General features: G+C 71.2%; 18 protein-coding genes and 1 tRNA gene. 10 read left to right on the top strand and 9 right to left on the bottom strand.

Going from position 1 to position 21,152, the window contains the following annotated elements; translation table 11 throughout:
* Positions 1-3 precede the first annotated feature (3 nt).
* Both lysA and argS read right to left on the bottom strand, forming a co-directional pair.
* Complete coding sequence (gene lysA / locus IF46_RS0110045; RefSeq protein WP_030488027.1) at positions 4-1,389, bottom strand: diaminopimelate decarboxylase; 1,386 nt, start codon at positions 1,387-1,389, stop codon at positions 4-6.
* Position 1,390: 1 nt separating this feature from the next.
* A complete protein-coding gene (gene argS, locus IF46_RS0110040; protein WP_030488026.1) occupies positions 1,391-3,058 on the bottom strand; it encodes an arginine--tRNA ligase in 1,668 nt (555 codons plus the stop codon).
* Positions 3,059-3,155: 97 nt separating this feature from the next.
* On the opposite strand from argS, the gene IF46_RS0110035 reads away from it, so the two are divergent.
* From IF46_RS0110035 to IF46_RS0110020, 4 genes are all read left to right on the top strand, one after another.
* Positions 3,156-3,953 (top strand): DUF3105 domain-containing protein, encoded by a 798-nt coding sequence (locus IF46_RS0110035; protein ID WP_030488025.1) that lies wholly within the window; start codon positions 3,156-3,158, stop codon positions 3,951-3,953.
* A gap of 8 nt (positions 3,954-3,961) precedes the next feature.
* Positions 3,962-4,633 carry a DUF305 domain-containing protein gene (locus IF46_RS0110030; protein WP_030488024.1) on the top strand — a complete coding sequence of 224 codons (672 nt, stop codon included), beginning with the start codon at positions 3,962-3,964 and terminating at the stop codon, positions 4,631-4,633.
* Positions 4,634-5,054: 421 nt separating this feature from the next.
* Positions 5,055-5,747 (top strand): winged helix-turn-helix domain-containing protein, encoded by a 693-nt coding sequence (locus IF46_RS0110025; protein WP_030488023.1) that lies wholly within the window; start codon positions 5,055-5,057, stop codon positions 5,745-5,747.
* A 90-nt stretch (positions 5,748-5,837) separates the two neighbouring features.
* Positions 5,838-5,912: transfer RNA gene (locus IF46_RS0110020), tRNA-Arg, on the top strand.
* A gap of 81 nt (positions 5,913-5,993) precedes the next feature.
* Here IF46_RS0110020 and IF46_RS0110015 read toward each other — a convergent pair.
* On the bottom strand, positions 5,994-7,346 hold the full coding sequence (locus IF46_RS0110015) for a hypothetical protein (RefSeq protein ID WP_030488022.1): 1,353 nt from the start codon (positions 7,344-7,346) through the stop codon (positions 5,994-5,996).
* 122 nt (positions 7,347-7,468) lie between these two features.
* On the opposite strand from IF46_RS0110015, the gene IF46_RS33215 reads away from it, so the two are divergent.
* Positions 7,469-7,927: a hypothetical protein gene (locus tag IF46_RS33215; protein ID WP_051723818.1), complete on the top strand. Its 459-nt coding sequence runs from the start codon at positions 7,469-7,471 to the stop codon at positions 7,925-7,927.
* 22 nt (positions 7,928-7,949) lie between these two features.
* Here IF46_RS33215 and IF46_RS0110005 read toward each other — a convergent pair whose 3' ends face one another.
* The 5 genes from IF46_RS0110005 to IF46_RS0109985 are packed head-to-tail and all read right to left on the bottom strand — an operon-like array spanning position 7,950 to position 13,675.
* On the bottom strand, positions 7,950-10,322 hold the full coding sequence (locus tag IF46_RS0110005) for an ATP-binding cassette domain-containing protein (RefSeq protein ID WP_030488020.1): 2,373 nt from the start codon (positions 10,320-10,322) through the stop codon (positions 7,950-7,952).
* A gap of 29 nt (positions 10,323-10,351) precedes the next feature.
* Positions 10,352-10,762, bottom strand: coding sequence for a VOC family protein (locus tag IF46_RS0110000; protein ID WP_030488019.1), 411 nt, complete (start codon positions 10,760-10,762; stop codon positions 10,352-10,354).
* A 5-nt stretch (positions 10,763-10,767) separates the two neighbouring features.
* A complete protein-coding gene (locus IF46_RS0109995) occupies positions 10,768-11,217 on the bottom strand; it encodes a helix-turn-helix transcriptional regulator (RefSeq protein WP_030488018.1) in 450 nt (149 codons plus the stop codon).
* A gap of 38 nt (positions 11,218-11,255) precedes the next feature.
* The gene (gene ligD / locus IF46_RS0109990) at positions 11,256-12,215 is read right to left on the bottom strand and encodes a non-homologous end-joining DNA ligase (RefSeq protein WP_030488017.1); all 960 of its coding nucleotides are present in this window, start codon (positions 12,213-12,215) and stop codon (positions 11,256-11,258) included.
* On the bottom strand, positions 12,212-13,675 hold the full coding sequence (locus tag IF46_RS0109985) for an MFS transporter (protein ID WP_084597856.1): 1,464 nt from the start codon (positions 13,673-13,675) through the stop codon (positions 12,212-12,214). Before IF46_RS0109985 ends, ligD begins: the two co-directional genes overlap by 4 nt.
* 78 nt (positions 13,676-13,753) lie before the next feature.
* Between IF46_RS0109985 and IF46_RS0109980 the strand changes: the two genes are divergently transcribed.
* The 3 genes from IF46_RS0109980 (at position 13,754) to IF46_RS0109970 (ending at position 17,099) form a co-directional block, all read left to right on the top strand.
* Positions 13,754-14,185, top strand: coding sequence for a winged helix-turn-helix transcriptional regulator (locus IF46_RS0109980; RefSeq protein WP_420063555.1), 432 nt, complete (start codon positions 13,754-13,756; stop codon positions 14,183-14,185).
* A 101-nt stretch (positions 14,186-14,286) separates the two neighbouring features.
* Positions 14,287-14,871, top strand: coding sequence for a TetR/AcrR family transcriptional regulator (locus IF46_RS0109975; RefSeq protein WP_051723816.1), 585 nt, complete (start codon positions 14,287-14,289; stop codon positions 14,869-14,871).
* On the top strand, positions 14,871-17,099 hold the full coding sequence (locus IF46_RS0109970) for an MMPL family transporter (RefSeq protein ID WP_030488013.1): 2,229 nt from the start codon (positions 14,871-14,873) through the stop codon (positions 17,097-17,099). Before IF46_RS0109975 ends, IF46_RS0109970 begins: the two co-directional genes overlap by 1 nt.
* 109 nt (positions 17,100-17,208) lie before the next feature.
* Here IF46_RS0109970 and IF46_RS0109965 read toward each other — a convergent pair whose 3' ends face one another.
* A complete protein-coding gene (locus IF46_RS0109965) occupies positions 17,209-18,465 on the bottom strand; it encodes an erythromycin esterase family protein (RefSeq protein WP_030488012.1) in 1,257 nt (418 codons plus the stop codon).
* Between the two features lie 128 nt (positions 18,466-18,593).
* On the opposite strand from IF46_RS0109965, the gene IF46_RS0109960 reads away from it, so the two are divergent.
* Together IF46_RS0109960 and IF46_RS0109955 are read left to right on the top strand one after the other, a co-directional pair.
* The gene (locus IF46_RS0109960) at positions 18,594-18,785 is read left to right on the top strand and encodes a DUF2795 domain-containing protein (RefSeq protein WP_030488011.1); all 192 of its coding nucleotides are present in this window, start codon (positions 18,594-18,596) and stop codon (positions 18,783-18,785) included.
* A gap of 131 nt (positions 18,786-18,916) precedes the next feature.
* Positions 18,917-21,124, top strand: a complete 2,208-nt coding sequence (locus IF46_RS0109955) for a PQQ-binding-like beta-propeller repeat protein (protein WP_030488010.1) — start codon at positions 18,917-18,919, stop codon at positions 21,122-21,124.
* Positions 21,125-21,152 lie beyond the last annotated feature (28 nt).

Genomic DNA, 21,152 nt, shown 5'->3' with positions numbered 1-21,152 from the left:
ACGTCATCCCACATCCAATGCCAGCAGATCGTCTTCGGTCTCCCGCCGGACGATCAGGCGTGCCTGGCCGTCGCGCACCGCGACCACCGGCGGCCGGGGCACATGGTTGTAGTTGCTGGCCATGCTTCGGCAGTACGCACCGGTGCCGGGCACTGCGACAAGATCTCCGGGCTGCACGTCGGCGGGCAGGAATTCATCCTTCACCACGATGTCCCCGGACTCACAGTGCTTTCCCACCACGCGGGCGAGCAACGGCTGCGCGCCGGAGGCGCGAGAGGCCAACGTCGCCGAGTAGGAGGCGTCGTACAGGGCGGTGCGGATGTTGTCGCTCATCCCACCGTCGACGCTGACGTACGTCCGGATGCCGTCGAGGTCCTTGACCGTGCCGACCTCGTAGAGGGTGAAGACGGCCGGCCCGACGATGGCCCGGCCCGGCTCGATCGAGAGGTGCGGCACGGCCAGGTTCTCCGCCGCGCACTCCGAATCGACGATCTTGCGAAGGCGCTTGGCCAGATCCTGCGGCGTCGCCGGGTCGTCCTGGGTGGTGTACGCGATGCCGAAGCCACCGCCCAGGTCCAGCTCGGGCAGCTCCACCCCGCGCGCGTCGCGGATCTGCGCCTGCAGGGCCAGCACCCGACGGGCCGAGACCTCGAAGCCGCTGGCGTCGAAGATCTGCGAGCCGATGTGTGAGTGCAGACCGCGCAGCTCCAGCACATCCTCGTCGAGGATCTTGAACGCGGCGTTCGCGGCGGCGCCGCCCGCGAGGGAGAAGCCGAACTTCTGGTCCTCGTGGGCGGTGGCGATGAACTCGTGGGTGTGCGCCTCGACGCCGACCGTGACCCGGACCAGCACCCGGGGCCGGACCCCGCGCTCACGAGCCAGCGCGGTGAGCCGGTCGATCTCGGTGAACGAGTCGACGATGATCCGGCCCACCCCGGCGTCCAGCGCCCGGCCCAGCTCGGCGACGGACTTGTTGTTGCCGTGGAAGCCGATCCGCTCCGGCGGCATCCCGGCCGAGAGCGCGGTGGCCAGCTCACCACCGGTGCAGACGTCCAGGTGCAGCCCCTCCTCGGCGATCATCCGAACCACCGCCCGGCAGAGGAACGCCTTGCCCGCGTAGAAGACGTCCTCGGTCGGGAAGGCCGCCCGGAAGTCGCGGCAGCGCGAGCGCAGGTCGGCCTCGTCGAGGACGTACACCGGGGTGCCGAACTCGGCCGCGATGTCGCGGACGCTCAGGCCCGCGACGGCGAGCGCGCCGTCGGCGCCGCGCGACACGCTGCGCGGCCACAACGTCGGCAGCAGGGCGTTGACGTCCTCCGGGGTACGCAGCCAGGCCGGCCCCCGGTTGCTGATGTCCGCGTGCAGCGCACCAGCCTCATGAGCCCTCATGTCACATCCTCTCGGGTGCGGAGACGCCGAGCAGGTACAGGCCGTTGGCGATCACCGTGCGGGTGGCGTTGTTGAGCCAGAGCCGGGCGCGGTGCAGATCGGTGATCTCCTCGTCGCCCAGCGGCAGCACCCGGCAGTTGTCGTAGAACCGGTGGTAGGAGGCGGCGACGCTCTCCTCCAGGTAGCGGGCCACCCGGTGCGGCTCCCGTAGCTCGGCCGCCGTGGCCACCACCGCCGGGAACTCGGCGAGCGCCTTGAGCAGCTCGTTCTCCTTCTCGTGGTCGAGCAGCTCGGGGCGGAACGCCGCAGCGTCGCCCGGAACGAGCCCCACCTCGGCGGCGTTACGGGCCACGCCCGCCGTCCGGGCGGCGACATACTGCACGTAGTAGACCGGGTTGTCGCGGGTCGCCCGGGTCCACAGCTCGATGTCGATGTCGATCGGGGAGTCGCTGGAGTAGCGGGCCAACGCGTACCGGGAGGCGTCGACGCCGATCGCCTCGACCAGGTCCTCCAGGGTGATCACGGTGCCGGCCCGCTTGCTCATCCGCATCGGGGCACCGTCGCGCAGCAGGTTGACCAGCTGCCCGATGAGGATCTCCAGGTTGCGCTCCGGGTCGTCGCCGAAGCAGGCCGACATCGCCTTCATCCGGCCGATGTAGCCGTGGTGGTCGGCGCCCAGCATGATCACGACCCGCTCGAAGCCGCGCTCGCGCTTGTCCAGGTAGTAGGCGCAGTCCGCGGCGAAGTACGTCCACTCGCCGTTGGACTTGCGCAGCACCCGGTCCTTGTCGTCGCCGAAGTCGGTGGTGCGCAGCCAGGTGGCGCCCTCGGACTCGTAGAGGTGCCCCTGCGCGCGCAGCCGGTTCAACGCCAGGTCCAACTCGCCCCGGTCGTGCAGGTCCTTCTCGTTGAAGTAGGTGTCGAACTCCACCCCGAAGTCGCGCAGCGAGGACCGGATCTCGTCGAACATCAGCGCGACGCCCTCGACCCGGAAGACCTCCTGGGCGGCGTCGTCGTCGAGCGAGCGCACCTCCGGCCGGCGGGCCTGCACCTCGGCGGCGATCTCGGCGATGTACGCACCGCCGTAGCCGTCCTCCGGCGCCGGCTCACCCTTGGCGGCGGCGAGCAGCGACCGGGCGAACCTGTCGATCTGCGAACCGGCGTCGTTGAAGTAGTACTCCGTGCCGACGTCGGCGCCGGTGGCCCGCAGCAGCCGGCTCAGCGCGTCGCCGACGGCCGCCCAGCGGACCCCGCCGATGTGCACCGGCCCGGTCGGGTTGGCCGAGACGAACTCCAGGTTGATCTTCTCGCCGGCGAGCCGGTCGCTGCGGCCGTACTCCGCGCCGGCCTCCACGATCACCCGGGCGAGCTGACCGGCCGCGGCGGCGTCGAGCCGGATGTTCAGGAAGCCCGGCCCGGCGATTTCCACCGATTTGACACCCGACGCCCGGCCCAACTCGTCGGCCAGGGCGGTAGCCAGCTCCCGGGGCGCAACGCCCACCTTCTTGCTCAACTGCAGAGCGAGCGTCGAGGCGTAGTCGCCGTGCTCGGGGTTGCGCGGTCGCTCCACCACCGTGGTCGCCGGCAAGGCGGCGCGGTCGAGCCCGCGCTGCTCGAAGACGGCGTGGGCGGCGGCAAGGACGACCGAGGCGAGTTCTGCAGGAGTCACCCAACCATGTTATCGGGGGTAGACTCGGGCACTCGGCGGCTCCCCTGCGCGTCATCCGGCCCGCCACTCCCCTGACCGACCGACTTGACGAGGCACGATGAGCATCAGCACCCCGGGTGGCCCTGAGCGCCGCCCGACCGTGGTCAGCACCGGCAAGAAGCCGGCCGCGGGCCGGCCGGCGTCCGGCGCCAAGGCCGGTTCCGGCAAGCCGACGGGCTCCCCCCGTGCCGGCGGCAAGGGCCCGCGCAAGCCGATCACCCCGGTCAAGGTGAGCCAGGGCCGCGCCTGGGGTCCGATCGCGCTCTTCGTCGCGGTGGGCGTGCTCGCGGCCGGCATCATCGGCTACGGCGCCTATGCGTCGATCCAGGGCTCCAAGCCGTGGGACAAGCGGGCCAACGCCATCGACGGCATCTCCAACATCCGCAAGTCCGACCCGGAGAGCCTGAAGTACGAGTCGCACAAGTCGGGCCCGCTGACCTACAAGTACTCCCCGCCGGTGGGTGGGGTGCACAACGCCGCCTGGCAGAACTGCATGGGTGACGTCTACGACGCCCCGATCGCCAGCGAGCACGCGGTGCACAGCCTGGAGCACGGCGCGGTGTGGATCACCTACCGCCCGGATCTGCCCAAGGACCAGGTCGACAAGCTCGCCGAGAAGGTGCGCGGCGTCGAGAAGATGCTGATGAGCCCGTACGAGGGCCTGGACAAGCCGATCTCGTTGCAGGCCTGGGGCTACCAGCTCAAGGTCGACAACGCGGACGACTCGCGGATCGACGACTTCATCAAGGACCTGCGGGTGAACGCCTCGGTCGAGGGCCCGACGGCGCTCTGCAACACCGGCATCACCGCCACCGGCACCACGCCGCGTGAGCTCCAGCAGCAGCCCACCCAGTAAGGACGGCAATGACCGCTCCGGCAACCACCGACAGCGAGTACGACGAGATCCCGGCCGCCCCGGACGAGGGCGGCCGGGCCCCGGCGTCGCGCTACGGCCTGCTGGCGCTCGCCGTCATGCTGGTGGTGGGGCTACTCCTGGGCTACGCCGGCGGTCTCCTCACCCCGCGGCTCACCCGACCCGGTGACGCCTCGGTCGAGGCGGGCTTCGCCCGGGACATGACCACCCACCACGCGCAGGCGGTGGAGATGAGCCTGATCGCGTACCGGTCGGCGACCCTCCCCGAGGTCCGCCAGATCGCCGTCGACATCGCCACCGGGCAGCAGGGCGAGATCGGCGCCATGCAGACCTGGCTGCGCGAGTGGGGCCTGAGCCCGACCGGGTCGAACCCGCCGATGTCGTGGATGTCCGACGGGGCCACCCTCAAGGACGGGCTGATGCCGGGGATGGCCACGCCGGCACAGATGACCGCTCTACGCAACGCTCAGGGCATCGAGGTCGACCGGCAGTTCCTAGCCCTGATGTACGACCACCACCTGGGCGGCATCCACATGATCGACGCGGCGCTCGGCGCGACCGACAACGCCGAGGTGCTACGGGTCGCCAACACCATGAAGAACACCCAGCAGAGCGAGCTGAACAACCTCCGGCAGCTCCAGGCGCAGGCGGCCAAGGGCTGACCCTCCGCACGGGCAAACCGGGCCCGCGTCACCGCCGCACAACGGCGGGGCGCGGGCCCGCGTCCTGTCCGGGGCGGCCGCAGACCCCGCGTCCTGTCCGGGGCGGCCGCAGACCCCGCGTCCTGTCCGGGGCGGCCGCGACCCCGCGTCCTGTCCCGGGCGGCCGCGACCCCGCGCTCTGCCCCGAGGGCGGGGCCCGATGATCGACTCGGGTTCCTGAAAGTCGGGGTGTCCCGGTCGCGCCGACACCCCGTCTTCCATGAAGCCGAGTCGATCAGGACGCACATCCGCAGGCCCGAGCCCCGCCCGCCGCGCCGATGCCCCTTGTGGGCGTTTTGCGCGGGACAGGCGATTACGTTGCTTAGAGAGTTTTCTCCCCACATATCGTGACCAGTTGCGATTCGGGCTCGTTGCCCAAGACGTGGGGGTTGCACTCAGAGACGCACGGCGTTCGGTCACCAGTTGGTGCCGACGCCACACCATCGGTGGTGACGGGGCGGTGGCAGCCGTCCGTCGCGGACAGCGGCAGGGCGAGCCGGGAATGCTCAGCCGCGAACAGGAACTCGAACTGATCGACATACTGCGGGGCGTCCACCCCGACGAGTTCGGCTTGGACGAGGAGCTGTGGACGCGGCAGAGCCTCACCACGCTCATCCAGCGGCGGTTCGACCTGCCGTTGGACGCTGGCGGAGTCGGGGCGTACCTGCGGGCCTGGGGGTTGGGTCCGCGGGAGCCACGCGAGCGGGCCTGCGGGCTCTGCGTCAGCGCGGTCGAGCGCTGGGTCCGCGGTGAGTACCCGGCGATCACCCGGGCCGCCCAGGAGCACCTCGCGGAGGTCTACTGGATCGGCCGGGTCCGGCTGCGCGGCACGATGCCTGCCGCCGACGTGATCTCCGCTGTCTCGTCCCGCGGTCGGGTGCGCTTCATGATCACCACGCCGACGGTGGACCCGCCACTCCCCCGCGACTTCGTGCTGCGGCTCAGTGGCGAGGAGCAGCGCACCGTCCACCTGATCGTGGACGGCTCCTGGCCGCGCAACGAGTGGCCGCGCCGGCTCCCCCGGCGAATCGTCCTGCACCCGCTGCCGAGTTGCGGGCGGGCAGTCGCCGCCTGAGCACCGGGTGGGCCGGTCCGACACGATCGGCTCACCCGATACCGATTCGGCGTACGCAGGGGAGGTTTGCTAGTCTTCTCCAGTCGCTGAGCCCCCGTAGCTCAGGGGATAGAGCACCGCCCTCCGGAGGCGGGGGCGCAGGTTCGAATCCTGCCGGGGGCACCAAGATTGCTCAGCACGAGAGGCTCCTGACCAGGAAGTTCGGTCAGGAGCCTTCATCGTGTGGGCCAGGCAGTACAGCCCGAGCTAGCTGCCTGCTGGCACCAGGGCTGCGGCGGTCGCCGGTTTCCGGTGCTGCCCACGGCCGGGGCGCTGCCACCACGTGCCGGCCTGCCCGTCGGCCCGCACGAGCAGCAGGAGCCCGAGCAGGAGCCACACGACCGTCGCACAGCGGTTGGCGGTGAGGGCGGGCAGCCCGGTCGAGGCGCAGATGAGCACCAGGATCAGCGCGCCGGTGAACGCCGACTCGGGGCGGTGACTGCGTGCCCGCAGCCACCCGACGGCCAGCGCGGTCAGGACGGCGGTGTGCAGGATGACGCCGATGACGCCCGCGACGACGAGCGCCTCCACCCAGCCGTTGTCGTAGGCGACCCGCAGCCCACCGAAGCCCATGCCGGACGCCGGGGATAGTGCGGTCATCACGTCCACCGCCTGCTGCAAGGAGGACTCGCCGCCGACCCGGCCGGCGGTGTAGAGGCCGAGTTGGTCGTCACTCCCGCCGCTGCCGGGCAGCAACCGCATGGCGAACCGCTGCCCGTCCCACTGATCCAGGTAGGCGTCGGCGGTGAACCAGGCGGCGATGCTCGCCGCGGCGGCGGCCGACAGTCGCTGCTTCCGGCCGGTGGCCAGGATGACATAGGCGATGCCGATCGGCGCTCCGACCAGCAGGAAGATCTTCGAGACGGAGAGCACCCCGCCGACGCTGAGCAGCAGCAGCGCGATCGCCAGTTTGCCGACCTGCCGCTGATAGAGATAGAGGGCGGCGAGGACGGCCACCGAGTACAGCACCCCCGCCTCCGCCGGCTGGTTGAAGATCCCCGAGAAGCGGCCCAACTGCTCGGCACGGTCGGCGACACTCTCCCCGTCGCCGAACAGTCGGAATTGGGCCAGCAGGTCGTTCTCGACGCCGGCCGCCGAGGACACGGCGAGGAGGGCGTTGGCACCCATCGCCACGACGGTCACCGTGCACACCGCACGGAGCATTCGGGCCGGGTCCGCGCCGGCCCCCACGAGCATCCCCACGACACCGACGACCACGAGCGGCAGGACGATGTTGTCGAGGCCCGCGACCACGTCCCCGGCCTCGTACAACGTGTAGTTCTGTGGCGGGAGGACCACCCCGACGGTCGCGACCGCGGCCAGGCTGAGGTGCGCCCCGAGGGCCCAGACGGCGGTGCTGGTGAAGCGGGGGCGTAGCCACAACCCGACCAGGCACAGCACGGCGGCGGCACCATACACGGCCACCTGCTCGGTGCGCACGCCCGGGGCGAGGTACGGGCCGAACGCAGCCACGGTGAGCCCGATGACGATGAGGCGTCCCCATCGGGTGGCGATGGGCGAGTCGGTGGGGACGGTGGTCACACCCGGTGCAACGAGCACCCGGCACCGGGCGTCGCGTGTCGCCCCCCATCGTCCTCCCGACCCGGCGGAGCAGGAAGCGAGAACGCCGTGCTCCCGGACCCGACGAAGACCCGCGATGTCGCGAGATCAAGAATGTCGTCGTGCTGTTTCTCGGGTTGCTCCTCGCCGCGCTGGGCGGGGCCGTCATCGCGACCGTCCTCATCGTCCGTGGGCTCCGTACGATGATCCGGAGCAGCGTACGGTCGAGCCGCCTGCGGGCGGCGGCGTTCCTCGTCGGTGCGGTTGCTGTCGCCATGTACGCCTGGGGTCTGCTGCACCTCGGCTACGCGGTGCTGCGGGCCGAGGACGGTGGCACCGGATCCTCCCCGATCGAACCCTGCCGCCAGGCCGGACCACAGATGGCAAGCCTGGTCGTCGGGTACGACGTCAGCTTTTTACCGCTCCGCTTCGAGTGCCGCCTCAGCGGTGGCGGCACCTACGTCACCTCGTCCGTGCCCGGGTACGTCAACCAGGGCACGGCCGTCCTCGGTCTGGTGACCGCCACCTGCGCAGCCCTCGCCACCACGATGGCTCGGCGGGCCCGACGGCCGGTGGCGTGAATCGTCGACCGGAGGCCGCTGGTCAGCTGCCGACGTACGCCGCCAGGTGCTCGCCGGTGAGCGTCGTGCGGGCGGCGACGAGGTCCGCCGGGGTGCCCTCGAAGACGATCCGGCCACCGTCGTGGCCGGCGCCGGGGCCGAGATCGATGATCCAGTCGGCGTGCGCCATGACCGCCTGGTGATGCTCGATGACGATCACCGACTTGCCGGCGTCGACCAGGCGGTCGAGCAGGCCGAGCAGTTGCTCGACGTCGGCCAGGTGCAGGCCGGTGGTCGGCTCGTCGAGGACGTAGACGCCGCCCTTCTCGGCCATGTGGGTGGCCAGCTTGAGTCGTTGCCGCTCCCCGCCGGAGAGGGTCGTGAGCGGCTGGCCCAGGCTCAGGTAGCCGAGCCCGACGTCGGCGAGCCGGTCGAGGATGGCGTGCGCTGCCGGCGTACGCGCCTCGCCGGCACCGAAGAACTTCTCGGCTTCGGTCACCGACATCGCGAGCACCTCGCTGATGTCGCGACCGCCGAAGCGGTATTCCAGCACCGACGCCTGGAACCGCTTGCCCTCGCAGTCCTCGCACGGTGCGGCGACGCCGGCCATCATGCCCAGGTCGGTGTAGATGACGCCAGCGCCGTTGCAGCTCGGGCAGGCACCCTCGGAGTTGGCGCTGAACAGCGCCGGCTTCACCCCGTTGGCCTTCGCGAACGCCTTGCGGATCGGGTCGAGCAACCCGGTGTACGTGGCCGGGTTGCTGCGCCGCGAGCCGCGGATCGCGCCCTGGTCGATCGAGACCACACCCGCGCCGGCCGGGATCGAGGAGTGCACCAGCGAACTCTTGCCGGAGCCGGCGACGCCGGTCACGACGACGAGCACCCCGAGGGGTACGTCGACGTCGACGCCCTGGAGGTTGTTGGCCGTGGCACCCCGGATCTCCAACTTGCCGGTGGGCGTCCGCACCGTCTCCTTGAGGGCCGCCCGGTCGTCGAAGTGGCGGCCGGTGATGGTGCCGCTGGCCCGCAGACCCTCCACCGTGCCCTCGTAGCAGACGGTGCCGCCGTCCGTGCCGGCGCCGGGCCCGAGATCGACGATGTGGTCGGCGATGACGATGGCCTCCGGCTTGTGCTCCACGACCAGGACGGTGTTGCCCTTGTCGCGCAGTTGGAGCAGCAGCTCGTTCATCCGTTGGATGTCGTGCGGGTGCAGCCCGATCGTCGGCTCGTCGAAGACGTAGGTGACGTCGGTGAGCGAGGAGCCGAGGTGGCGGATCATCTTGGTGCGCTGCGCCTCGCCGCCGGAGAGGGTGCCCGATGGCCGGTCGAGCGACAGGTAGCCCAGCCCGATCTCCTCGAACGAGTCGAGGAGGTGTTGCAGGCCGGCCAGCAGCGGGGCCACCGACGGCTCTTCGATCCCGCGTACCCAGGCGGCCAGGTCGCTGATCTGCATCGCGCACGCGTCGGCGATGTTCTTCCCCTTGATCTTCGACGACCGGGCCTCCTTGCTGAGCCGGGTTCCGGCGCAGTCGGGGCAGGTCGTGAAGGTCACCGCGCGCTCCACGAAGGCGCGGATGTGCGGCTGCAACGCGTCGATGTCCTTGGCGAGGAAGGACTTCTGGATCGACGGGATCAGGCCCGCGTACGTCAGGTTGATGCCGTCGATCTTGATCTTGGTGGGCTCCCGGTGGAGCAGGTCGTGCAGCTCCCGCTTGGTGAACTTGCTGATCGGCTTGTCCGGGTCGAAGTAGCCGCAGCCCCGGAAGATACGGCCGTACCAGCCCTCCATGCTGTAACCCGGGATCGTGATCGCGCCCTCGTTGAGCGAGCGGGTGTCGTCGTAGAGCGCGGTCAGGTCGATGTCGGTCACCGCGCCCATGCCCTCGCAGCGCGGGCACATGCCGCCGAGACGGTTGAAGGTCGCCTTCTCGGTCTTGGTCTTGCCGGCGCCACGGTCGACGGTGATCGCGCCGGTCGCCTTCACCGAGGGAACATTGAAGGAGTACGCGTTGGGCGAGCCGATCTGCGGCTGCCCGAGTCGGCTGAACAGGATGCGCAGCATCGCGTTGGCATCGGTGGCGGTGCCGACGGTGGAGCGGGAGTTGGCGCCCATCCGCTCCTGGTCCACGATGATCGCCGTGGTCAGGCCGTCCAGCAGGTCGACCTCGGGCCGCGCCAGCGTCGGCATGAAGCCCTGCACGAACGAGCTGTACGTCTCGTTGATCATCCGCTGTGACTCGGCCGCGATGGTGCCGAACACCAGCGAGCTCTTGCCGGAGCCGGAGACACCCGTGAAGACCGTCAGCCGCCGCTTCGGGATCTCGACGTCGACGTCCTTGAGGTTGTTCACGCGCGCGCCCTGCACGCGGATCAGGTCGTGACTGTCGGCGACGTGCGGCTGGCTGGCCGTGCTCATCGGGTCTCCATCTGTCGGGCGCGGATGGTTCAGCGCACTTCCTGGATGCGGACCATGTTGCCCGCCGGATCCCGGAAGGCACAGTCGCGTACGCCGTACGGCTGCTCGGTCGGCTCCTGGACGACCTCGGCGTCGCTGGCCTGCAGCTTCGCGAAGGTGGCGTCGAGGTCGGGGGTGGCCAGGTTGACACCGAAGTAGCTGCCCTTGGCCATCAGCTCGAGGATGGTCTGCCGCTCGGCGTCGGTGATGCCGGGGTTGGCCGCCGGCGGGTGCAGCACGATGGCCGTGCTGGGCTGGTCGACCGGCCCAACCGTGATCCAACGCATCCCCTCGTACCCCACGTCGAGGCGGACCTCGAAGCCGAGGATGTCGCGGTAGAAGGCCAGCGAGGCGTCCGGGTCGGTGTGCGGAAGGAAGCTGGAGTGAATGGTGATGTCCATGACCGTCACGCTAGCTGCGCCCCGGTGACCTGCGCTTCTCGATTCCTGACCGGTCTCGTCACCTGCTTCGCCACGCACGACGGCATCCCCACCGTCGCCTGCGCCGCCTGCCGCCGGTAGACGCTGGGCGGCACGCCGACCAGCTCGGTGAAGCGCGTGCTGAACGTGCCCAGCGACGAACAACCGACCGCGAAACAGACGTCGGTGACACTCAGGTCGCCCCGGCGCAGCAGGGCCATCGCGCGCTCGATCCGGCGCGTCATGAGGTAGCTGTAGGGAGATTCGCCGTAGGCGAGCCGGAACTCGCGGCTGAGGTGCCCGGCCGACATGTGCGCGCCACGGGCGAGCGCCTCGACGTCCAGCGGCGACGCGTACTCCCGGTCGATCCGGTCGCGGACCCGGCGCAGCCGGGCGAGGTCGCCCAGTCGCTGGGTCGCGTCGGATTTGCTGCTCACCTGGGAAATCGTGCCACAACCCACCGACAATCAGCCGGTCAGCCGGCCTCGCGGCGGGCCCGGGCTCGGCGCTTCCCCTCGTGCATGGCCTGCACCCGGGCCACCGGGATGGTCCGCCCCTGCGCGACCAGGTCGGCGGGGAGCGGTTGCGGGGCCGGCATCAGCGTGGCCCAGGGGTCGCCGCCGCCGAGCAGCGACGGCGCGGTCCGGATGGTGAAGTCGGCGGGGGTCACCTCGGTCAGGTCGGCCCAGTCGACCGGGAAGGAGACCGGCATCCCGGGGCGCAGCCGGGGGCTGTACGCGGCAGCCACCGTCGCCCCGCCCGCGCGGGTGGCGTCCACGAAGACCCGGCCACCCCGGTCCTCCTTGAGGTACGCCGTGGTGGCCAGCGCCGGGTCGAGGCGCTCGGCGCGCACGGCGAGCGCCCGGGTGGCGGCGGCCAACTCCTCGGCCGTGGGTTCGTCGGTCACCGGAACGAAGACGTGCACGCCCTTCGCGCCGCTGGTCTTGACCGCACCGGCCAGGCCGGCGTCGGCGAGCGCCTGGCGGACCAGCAGGGCCGCGTCGACCGCCGCCCGGAACCCGTCACCGTCCGGCGGGTCCAGGTCGAGGACCAGGTGGGTCGGGCGGTGCAGATCCGCCACGGTGGCCAGCGTCGGGTGGTACTCCACCGCCCGTTGGTTGGCGAACCAGAGCAGGGTGCGGCGGTCGTCGCAGAGGGCGTACGAGATCTCCCGGTGCGATGCCTCCGCCCAGACCGGTGCCCGGCGGACCCAGTCCGGGGTGTAGCGGGGCAGGTTCTTCTGCATGAACGGCGGCTGGCCGGGGCGGACCCGGATCACCGACAGCGGCCGACCGCGCAGGTGCGCGAGGATCCGGTCGCCGACCGCGTCGAGGTAGTCGACCAGGTCACGCTTCGTCGCGTCGTCGCGGTCGGACAGCGGCTGGTCCAGGTTGGTAAGGGCCACGCCGTCCCGGGTCTCGTCAGCCTCGCTCACCCGACCACCCTCCCGGCCTCGCTGCCGTCGGTCAACCGGACGTGCCGATCGGTTCGGGCGGGCCGAGCGCCCGGCAGGGTGGTCAGCGCCACCAACCACGCGGCGACCACCAGACCGGCGGCCACGGCGAACGCGGTCCGGTAGCCGCCGGCGAGCGCGGCCGTCTCGGCCCAGCCGGCGTCACGTAGACCGTCGCTGCGGGCGGCGGCCAGGGTAGCCAGCGCGGCCAGGCCGACCGCGCCGCCGACCTGTTGGGTGGTGTTGGCCAGGCCGGAGGCGAGCCCGGCATCCGTGTCGGTCGCGCCGGCCATGGCCAGGGTGGTGACCGCCGGCAGGGTCAGGCCGCCGGCCACCCCGAAGATCAACATCGCCGGGAGTACGTCGACGAGGTAGGTGCCGTCGGCGGGCAGCCGGGCGAGCAGGAGGAAGCCGACGGTCGCCAGGCCGAGCCCGGCCAGCAGAACGGTTCGGGCACTCAGGCGGGCGATCAGCCGACCGGCCAGGCCGAGCGAGACCACGGCGATCATGATCGGAGTGGGCAGAAAGGCCCAGCCGGTGGCCGCCGGGTCCAGCCCCAGCACCAGTTGCAGCTCCACGGCGAGCAGGAACTGGAACCCGAAGTACGCGCAGACCATGAGGAACTGCACGGCGTTCGCCGCCACCAGACCCGGGACGCGCAGCACCCGGGACGGCACCAGCGGGGTCGGCGCCACCCGTTGACGCAGCGCGAACCCGCCGAGCAGCAGCGCCGCGAGGGCCACCGCGCCGAGCGTCCGCGGGCTGGTCCAGCCATGCTCGCCTGTGCCCACGATGCCCAACACGGCGGCCATCAGACCGGCGGTGGCGAGCAGCGCGCCGGGAAGGTCCAGACCGGCGCGCAGGCCGATGCCTCGTTCGGCCGGAAGCCGGCGCAGCGCCGCGATCAGGATGGCCACCCCGATCGGCACGTTGACCAGGAAGATCGCCCGCCACCCGGCGGCCTGGGTGAGCACCCCTCCGGCGACCGTGCCGACCGACGCGCCGGCCGCACCGGTGAAGCTGAAGACAGCGATGGCGCGGGCCCGCTCGGCCGGCTCGGGATAGAGCCGGACGATCATGCCGAGGCTGACCGCCATGGCCAGCGCCCCACCGATGCCCTGGCCGAACCGCGCGCCCACCAGCAGCGCCGGCCCGGTGGCGACCGCGCAGGCCAGCGAGGCCAGGGTGAACAGCCCGACGCCGGCCAGAAAGACCCCCCGCCGGCCCAGCAGGTCGCCGAGCCGGCCGGCGAGCAGCAGCAACCCGCCGAACGCGACCAGGTAGGCGTTGACCACCCAGGCCAGGCCGGCGGCGGTGAAGCCCAGGTCGCGTTGCACGGCGGGCAGCGCCACCGCGACGACGGTGCCATCCAGAATTATCATCAGGCTTCCGGCGCACAGCACCAGCAGCGCCGGCCAGCGGGACGTGACGACGCGGTCCACGAGAGCCCTCCTTGGTGCACGGTTTGTTACCGAGTTCATCGTCTGTGACCATGGGCTGGAGCGGAAGGAGGCACTGTGATGTCCCAGAGGAACAGCGATGTGCCCGCGCTTGTCGAGGCCGAGCTGACCTGCTCGGCCGAGAACGTGCCGTTCGCCCCGGGGCAGGCCCGCGCGTGCACCGTCCGCCAGGTGCTGGACCGGGTCGGCGGCAAGTGGAGCATCGGCATCCTGGTGGCCGCCTCGAACGGGCCGGTGCGCTTCACCGAGCTGGAGCGGCACATCGAGGGCATCAGCCGCCGGATGCTCACGCTGACCCTGCGCAACCTGGAGCGCGACGGCCTGCTGCACCGCCGGGTCTACCCGACCGTCCCGCCCAAGGTCGAATACACCGCGACCCCGATGGCGCTGGAGCTGTACGAGTCACTTGTCGCGCTGACCAGCTGGGCCGAGCGACACCGCCGAGCCATCGCCGAGGCGCGGACCAGGTACGACGCCGAGCACGCCGGGTAGAGCCGCCCGGGGTGTGGTGAACGCCACCGCTTTCGTCTGACCGATCGGTCAGGGTCTGACCGATCGGTCAGGCATGCTGGTCTGCGGGAGGTGGACCAGCCATGATCAGAGCGGTACCCGACACGCACGGCGAGATCCTCGCCGCTGCGGCTCGGCGCTTCACGGTGACCGGCTACCGAGGCACCTCCCTACAGGACATCGCCCGAGAGGTCGGCTGCTCCAAGGCGACCGTGCTCTACCACTTCGCCAACAAGGAAGCCCTGCTCGCCGAGCTGATGGCCCCCGCCATCGAGGTGCTCCGCGGCCTCGACGACCAGCTCGACGGCCTGACCGGAGCGGCCGCCCAGGAGGTCGCCGCGGCGGGCTTCGTCGACCTCGCGGTCCGGTTCCGGCAGGAGATCGCGGTGCTTCGCGGAGAGTTCCCAGAGCTGCTGTGCCAGCCGGCCTTCGCGCACATCCAGCAGATCTCCGATCGGCTGCGGGACGCGTTGGCCGGGCACTCCGCCCGGCCGGGCGCCCGGATCGCCGCGCTGGTGCTGCTCGCCGGCATCTCCGAGGCGTGCGCCGAGTTCGTCGACATCCCCGACGACGAACTGCGCCCCGCCCTGCTCGCGCTCGCCCTGCGGGCCATCGAACCTGTCGCACCCCTGCCCCATCCATCCACGACCGAGGACAAGGACTCCTGATGGCCACCCTGCTCTACCGGCTCGGCCGGGGCGCGTTGCGCCGGCGACGGCTCGTCGTCGCGCTCTGGCTCGTCGTACTCGTCGCCGCCGGCCTGGCCGCAGCGACCCTGCGCGGCCCGACGGCGAGCAACTTCACCATGCCCGGCACCGAGAGCCAGCGCGCGCTCGACCTGCTGGCCGACCAGTTCCCCGCAGCCAGCGGCGCCACCGGCACCATCACGGTCAAGGCACCCGCCGACGGCCAACTGGCCACCCCGCAGGGTCAGGCCGTGGTGCAGGAGCTGGTCCAGCAGGCCTCGACGCTGCCCGGCGTGGTCGGCGCGGTCAACCCGTTCCAGGTCGGCGCGGTCACGCCCAACGGCCGGTACGCGCTGGTCCAGGTGCAGTTCGCCACCGGCGGGGACGACGTGACCGACGCGCAGCGCACCGCGTACGAGCAGGTCGGCGCAGCCGCCAAGGCACAGGGCTGGCAGGTCGCCCCGGGCGGTGAGGTGCTCGGCGGGGAGCCGGAGATCGGCTCCACCGAGGCGCTCGGCGTCCTGGTAGCCGCGATCGTCCTGATCATCACGTTCGGCTCGCTTGTCGCCGCCGGAATGACGATGCTCAACGCGCTGATCGGTGTGGGCGCCGGCATGGCCGGGCTGTTCGCGCTGAGCGGCGTCGTCCAGCTCACCAGCACCGCGCCGATCCTGGCGCTGATGCTCGGTCTCGCGGTCGGCATCGACTACTCACTCTTCATCACCTCCCGGCACCGGCAGAACCTGCTCGACGGCCTGTCCCCGGAAGAGGCGGTCGGCCGGGCCGTGGGCACCGCCGGCTCGGCCGTGGTCTTCGCGGGCGCCACAGTGGTCATCGCCCTGGCCGGGCTCGCCGTGGTGGACATCCCGTTCCTCACCGTGATGGGTCTCGCCGCCGCCGGCACGGTCACCGTCGCCGTCCTCGTCGCGATCACCCTCCAGCCGGCGCTGCTCGGCTTCGCCGGTCGCCGGGTGCTCCCCCGCCGGCTGCGCACCGTTACCGCCACCGACGGAACCGTCGCGGACGAGGACGACACGGACATCACCGACCGTCCGGCCGCGGCGACGACCACGACCGAGGACACCAACCGGTTCGGCTTCCGCTGGGCTCGGCTGATCACGCGGTTCCGCGTACCGGTCATCCTGGTCGGTCTGCTCGGCCTGGGCCTGCTCGCGCTGCCCACGCCGGACATGCGGCTGGCCCTGCCGGGCGCCGCGACGGCCGCCGTCGGCTCACCCGCCCGGGTGGCGAACGACCTGACCGTCGAGGGCTTCGGCGCGGGCTTCACCGGCCGGCTCGCGGTGGTGGTCGCCGGTGACACCCCAGCGGCCACCTCAGCCGCCGTACCGCAGGTCACGGCCCTGCTCCAGCGCACCGAGAACGTCCTCGCGGTGGCCCCGGCGCAGCTCAGCCCGGACGGCCGGACCGCGCTGCTCGGCGTGGTGCCGAAGACCGGCCCGACCGACGAGGCCACCGAGACCCTGGTGCACGACATCCGTAGCTCGGTGAGCGTGATCCGCGACGCGGACGTGCTGCTCACCGGCGTCACCGCCATCGGCATCGACGTCTCCGAGAAGCTCTCCGACGCACTACCGATCTACCTGTTGCTGGTGGTCGGGCTCTCGGTGCTGCTGCTGATGCTGGTGTTCCGCTCGCTGCTGGTGCCGATCAAGGCTGCGCTGGGCTTCCTGCTCACCGTCGCCGCCACCTTCGGCATCACGGTGGCCGTCTTCCAGCAGGGGCACCTCGCCGACCTCGTCGGCCTGGACACGCCGGGCCCGCTGATCAGCTTCCTGCCGATCCTGCTCATCGGCATCCTGTTCGGGCTCGCCATGGACTACGAGGTGTTCCTGGTGTCCCGGATGCGGGAGGACTTCGTCCACGGTGAGTCCGCCCGGCAGGCCACCATCAGCGGCATGGGGCACGGCGCGCGGGTGGTCACCGCCGCCGCGCTGATCATGATGTCGGTCTTCGGGGGCTTCGTCTTCCTGGAGGACCCGGTGATCAAGTCGATGGGCTTCGCGCTCGCCATTGGCGTCGCCATCGACGCGTTCGTGGTCCGGATGACCATCGTCCCGGCGGTGATGTCACTCCTCGGCGACCGCGCCTGGTGGCTGCCCCGCTGGCTCAACCGCGCCCTGCCGAACGTGGACATCGAAGGCGAAGGCCTCCGCACCCACCTGGAAGACAAGACCCCAACCCCCGTCTGACCCACCCGACAACCACCCGGTCGATCATGGAGTTGTGGTGCCCGTCGTGCCCCGATCGGAGGCCTTCGTCCAGCACCACAACTCCATGATCGACGCGATCGGGCGGCCGTCAGACGCCGGCGGGGTAGGTTTGCAGCTCTCCTGGGGTGGCTGGGACCGGTAGCGGGTGCAGGGCTGTCGTGTCGTCGCACCAGATGAAGGCGTCGTACCGGTCGCCAAGCCTGGTCGGCACGTAGTTGCCCCAGGACTCGAAGGACGGGTCGTAGACGACACCGATCGCCCGGTGGTCCACGGTGTCGGTGACCCAGCCCGGCTGGTCGTCGCCGCCGAAGATCAGCACGGCCCGCTCCGGCATCAGCTCGTGCAACCGCCGTTCGATCGATCCCTCCCGGGCCGGGGGCACCACCATCGCCTCGGGAGGCGAGCCCCACCGGGGTGCGGCGATCACCGTGCCCCGATAGCTGCCGAAGCCGATCAGGGCCACCGCGTCGTCGCCGAGCCGTTCCCGGGCCAACTGGCCAATGTTGACCATGCCGTCGGCAGCCATGTCGGTGGCCCGCGCGTCCCCGACGTGCGTGTTGTGCGCCCAGACGATGCCCCGGGCGTCCGGGCCGTACCGGTCCAGCAGCCGGTCCAGGGTGTCCTGCATGTGGGTGTCGCGGATGTTCCACGAGTCCGGCCCGCCGGCCACCATCGCCCGGTAGTAGCGCTCCGCGCCGGCCACCACCTCCGCGTTCTGCCAGGCCGAGAAGCGATCCTGGCCGCCGGAGAGGGCATGTTCGCGGGTCCGGGCGAGCAGCCGGACGACCTCCTCCTCGCACCGGGCGGAGACGAACCGGCTGGCCGCGCCGTAATCCTCGACCCGTTTGCCGTACGGCTCGAAACACCGGTACGCGTCCTGCGCCGCCTCCAGCGACTTCGGGTCCTCCTCCCCCAGGTAGTCGAAGATCGCCTGCATCGACTCCCAGAGGCTGTACACGTCGAGCCCGTGGAACCCGGCCCGTTGATCCTCCGGCCGCTCCACGTTCCAGGCCCGCAGCCAGCTGGCGAACCGGGCCACCTCGGCGTTGGCCCACATCCAGGTCGGCCATCGTTCAAACTGATCGAGCGCGAGTTGCGGTTCGAGCGCGCCGCCGGGCGCGGCCGTCACCGAACGGTGCACCCGATCACAGTCGGGCCAGTCACCCTCCACGGCGACGAAGGAGAAGCCGCACTCCGCGATCAACCGGCGGGTGAGCTGCTCACGCAACCGGTAGTAGTCGTAACTGCCGTGGGTGGATTCGCCGATCATCACCACCCGGGCGTCCCGAACGCGCTCCAGCAAGCTGTCGAAATCGCTCGGCGCGCCGAGCCGCTGAACCAGCATGCCAGCGGCTACCCGAGCGCCGCCGCGGCAAACCGTGGGCGCGTCGCGGGCCGACACGCCGGCCGCCGGGTCGTCGTGGGTGCCGACCAAGCCGGTGTACGGCCACCGCGAGCGGGTAGCCGGCCGACATGACCGTCACCGGGGTGCAGTTGCAGGAGTACCTGGCCGGGCTCGACTACCCGGTCTCGCGGGAGGACCTGATCCGCTGGGGCCAGGAGAACGGGGCCAGCACGGCGATGTTGCAGATGTTGCAGGCGTTGCCGGCAGAGCAGTTCGACTCACCGGACGAACTGAGCGCCGCCCTGACCACCCTCGCCTGATTCTCAAGGTCTGACGGGGCTACACGGGCCGGTTGCGTTCCGGTCGCCCCGAGTTCGTCCTGGGTCGCTACGTTCCAAGATCAACATCCACTTCCTTCGAAGGGATGTCGGTGACCCAGGTAAGGACTGCAATGCCCACATCGCACAACAACGAGCAGGCGCTCAGCCGGCGCCTCCTTCTCGGCGCGGCCGGCGCCACGCTCGGCACCCTGGCAGCGCCCGGCCTACTCGCGACCGCCGCGACCGCCGCGACCTCGGGCAAGCCCCGCCCCGAGGCCCCGCAGGGATTCGCCCTGGTCTCCGACACCCACCTCAACCCGTCCGCGCCGGCCCGCACCGACACCATGCGGAAAGTGTTCCAGGCCATCGTCGAACGCGACCCGGCCGCCGTGCTGCACTGTGGAGACATCACCGACTCGGGTACGCCCACACAGGTCGCCCTCTACCAGTCGACAATTCCGGCGGCACTCGCCGGCCGCATCCACCACACCCCCGGCAACCACGAAGTGCGGTGGGACGTCTCGGCCAAGGAGGAGTACCACCGAGCCTTCGGCGCCAGCCAGCAGTCGTTCGACGTCTGTGGCGTGCACGTGGTCGCGCTCGACCCGACGATGCTCCTGCAGGAGCCGGGCCACTTCGGCGGGGCCTTGCTGGACTGGCTGGAGAAGGACCTCCGCCAGGTCCGGAAGAACACCCCCATCGTGATCTTCCAGCACCACCCGGTCGGAGACGCCTGGTCCTACGCCGACGACCAGGACCGCTTCCTGGAGCTGGTCGAACGGCACGACGTACGGGTGGTCTTCGCTGGGCATGTGCACGCCGAGGCGGTCCGGCCGATGAACGGCCTGGTCGAGATCACCCTCAAGGCGGTGAAGGACAGCCCGCACTACTACTGGGCAGAGCGCACGCTCGATGGGCGTGGAGAGCCGCAGCTGGTGGTGACCCGGGTCGACCTGCTCGCGACCGGCGGCACCAACACCACGACGGTGGCGACCGTCGCGCTGACCGGCACCGGGCCGGGTGCCGACGTCGAGCCCGCCTCCGTGCACGTCTCCGCGGCTGAGGCGGCGTTCGCCGTCCAGGCCACCTTCGGTCGCAACGCCCCGGTGGCCGTGCGCGCCCAGGTGGTACCGGAGACCGGCTTCAGCGGCACCGTGAACGCGCCGTACACCGAGTTGACCCGCACCGGGGCCCACTGGCGTACCTCTCTGGACGCGGCGGCCCTGCCGCCGGGTAACCACCAGGTACGGCTGCGCGCGGTAGCCGCCGACGGTAGTTGGTGGGACTCGGTCCGCACGGTCGAGCTGCCCGGCGCCGGCCCCCGGGTGGCCTGGGAGACCACCCTGGACGGCTCGGTACAGGGCGCACTCAGTGCGGCCGGTGACCTGGTGGTGGCCGGCTCGACCGGGGGCGTCGTCACCGCCTGGTCGATGCGACACGGTCGGGCGAAGCAGCGGTGGACGGTCCGGACCGGGCCGGTCTACCGGGAGCCGGTGGTCGCCGACTCGACGGTCTTCGTCCCCGGCGCCGACCGCACGGTGACCGCCCTGGACGCCAGGACTGGTCGGCGCCGTTGGCAGGTCCGTACCGCCGAGCCGGTCCTCTCCACACCGTCGCTGGCCCGGATCGACGGCATCGGCGTCCTCCTGGTGGCGGCCGGCACGACGCTACTCGCGCTCGACCCGGGCACCGGCCGCGAGCACTGGCACGCCGCGCTCGGCGGATTCGCCGCCGGCCGCCCCGCCTGCGACGGCGAGCGGGTGTACGTCGGCGCGGGTGACGCCCGTGCCCACGCGTTCGACGCCCGAACGGGTACCCCGCTCTGGACCTTCACCACCCGCGCGACGACCGACCCGAACACGGCGCTGCTCTACGGCCCGTGGGACGACCGGACCGTGCTGGTGCCGAACGGTCCCGTGGTGGTCTCCTCGGTCTCCGCCACCTGGGGTCTGGACCGGGCGACCGGCACCGCGCTCTGGTCGGTCTCCGGCTCGTCGATGTACGCCGGTCCGCGACTGGCGACGGTCGGCGGGTCGACCGCGCTGCTGCTGATTCAGGAACGCGGCGCGACGCTGCTCGTCGACGCGCTGAGCGGGGCGACCCGCTGGCAGACCACGCTGGGCTTCCCGGTCTTCAACTCCGGCGCGGTCGTCGACGGCGACACCGCGTGGGTGCTCGGCGTCAACAGCCAGGTCGGCGCGTTGGACCTGAACACCGGCCGACTGGACCGGCTGGTGAAGCTCGGCACCGGCTACACCTTCTCCACCCCGGTGCTGGCTGGCGGTCAACTGATCGCCGCCGATCAGAACGGCCGCGTACGCGGCATCAACCTCCCCTAACCGCCGCCCACCCCACCCCTCCCCACCC

Source organism: Micromonospora chokoriensis (genome assembly GCF_000718555.1).
Lineage (GTDB): Bacteria > Actinomycetota > Actinomycetes > Mycobacteriales > Micromonosporaceae > Micromonospora > Micromonospora chokoriensis_B.
Note: the sequence above shows the minus strand (reverse complement) of the source record. Positions and strands in the feature narration are given on the sequence as shown.

Coding starts and splice junctions, on each gene's coding strand:
- IF46_RS0109975 (WP_051723816.1), top strand. CDS start 14,287: ATGATCAGAGCGGTACCCGACACGCACGGCGAGATCCTCGCCGCTGCG.
- IF46_RS0109955 (WP_030488010.1), top strand. CDS start 18,917: ATGCCCACATCGCACAACAACGAGCAGGCGCTCAGCCGGCGCCTCCTT.
- IF46_RS0109980 (WP_420063555.1), top strand. CDS start 13,754: ATGTCCCAGAGGAACAGCGATGTGCCCGCGCTTGTCGAGGCCGAGCTG.
- lysA (WP_030488027.1), bottom strand. CDS start 1,389: ATGAGGGCTCATGAGGCTGGTGCGCTGCACGCGGACATCAGCAACCGG.
- IF46_RS0110035 (WP_030488025.1), top strand. CDS start 3,156: ATGAGCATCAGCACCCCGGGTGGCCCTGAGCGCCGCCCGACCGTGGTC.
- IF46_RS0109965 (WP_030488012.1), bottom strand. CDS start 18,465: ATGCTGGTTCAGCGGCTCGGCGCGCCGAGCGATTTCGACAGCTTGCTG.
- IF46_RS0109960 (WP_030488011.1), top strand. CDS start 18,594: ATGACCGTCACCGGGGTGCAGTTGCAGGAGTACCTGGCCGGGCTCGAC.
- IF46_RS0110000 (WP_030488019.1), bottom strand. CDS start 10,762: ATGGACATCACCATTCACTCCAGCTTCCTTCCGCACACCGACCCGGAC.
- IF46_RS0110030 (WP_030488024.1), top strand. CDS start 3,962: ATGACCGCTCCGGCAACCACCGACAGCGAGTACGACGAGATCCCGGCC.
- IF46_RS0109970 (WP_030488013.1), top strand. CDS start 14,871: ATGGCCACCCTGCTCTACCGGCTCGGCCGGGGCGCGTTGCGCCGGCGA.
- IF46_RS0110005 (WP_030488020.1), bottom strand. CDS start 10,322: ATGAGCACGGCCAGCCAGCCGCACGTCGCCGACAGTCACGACCTGATC.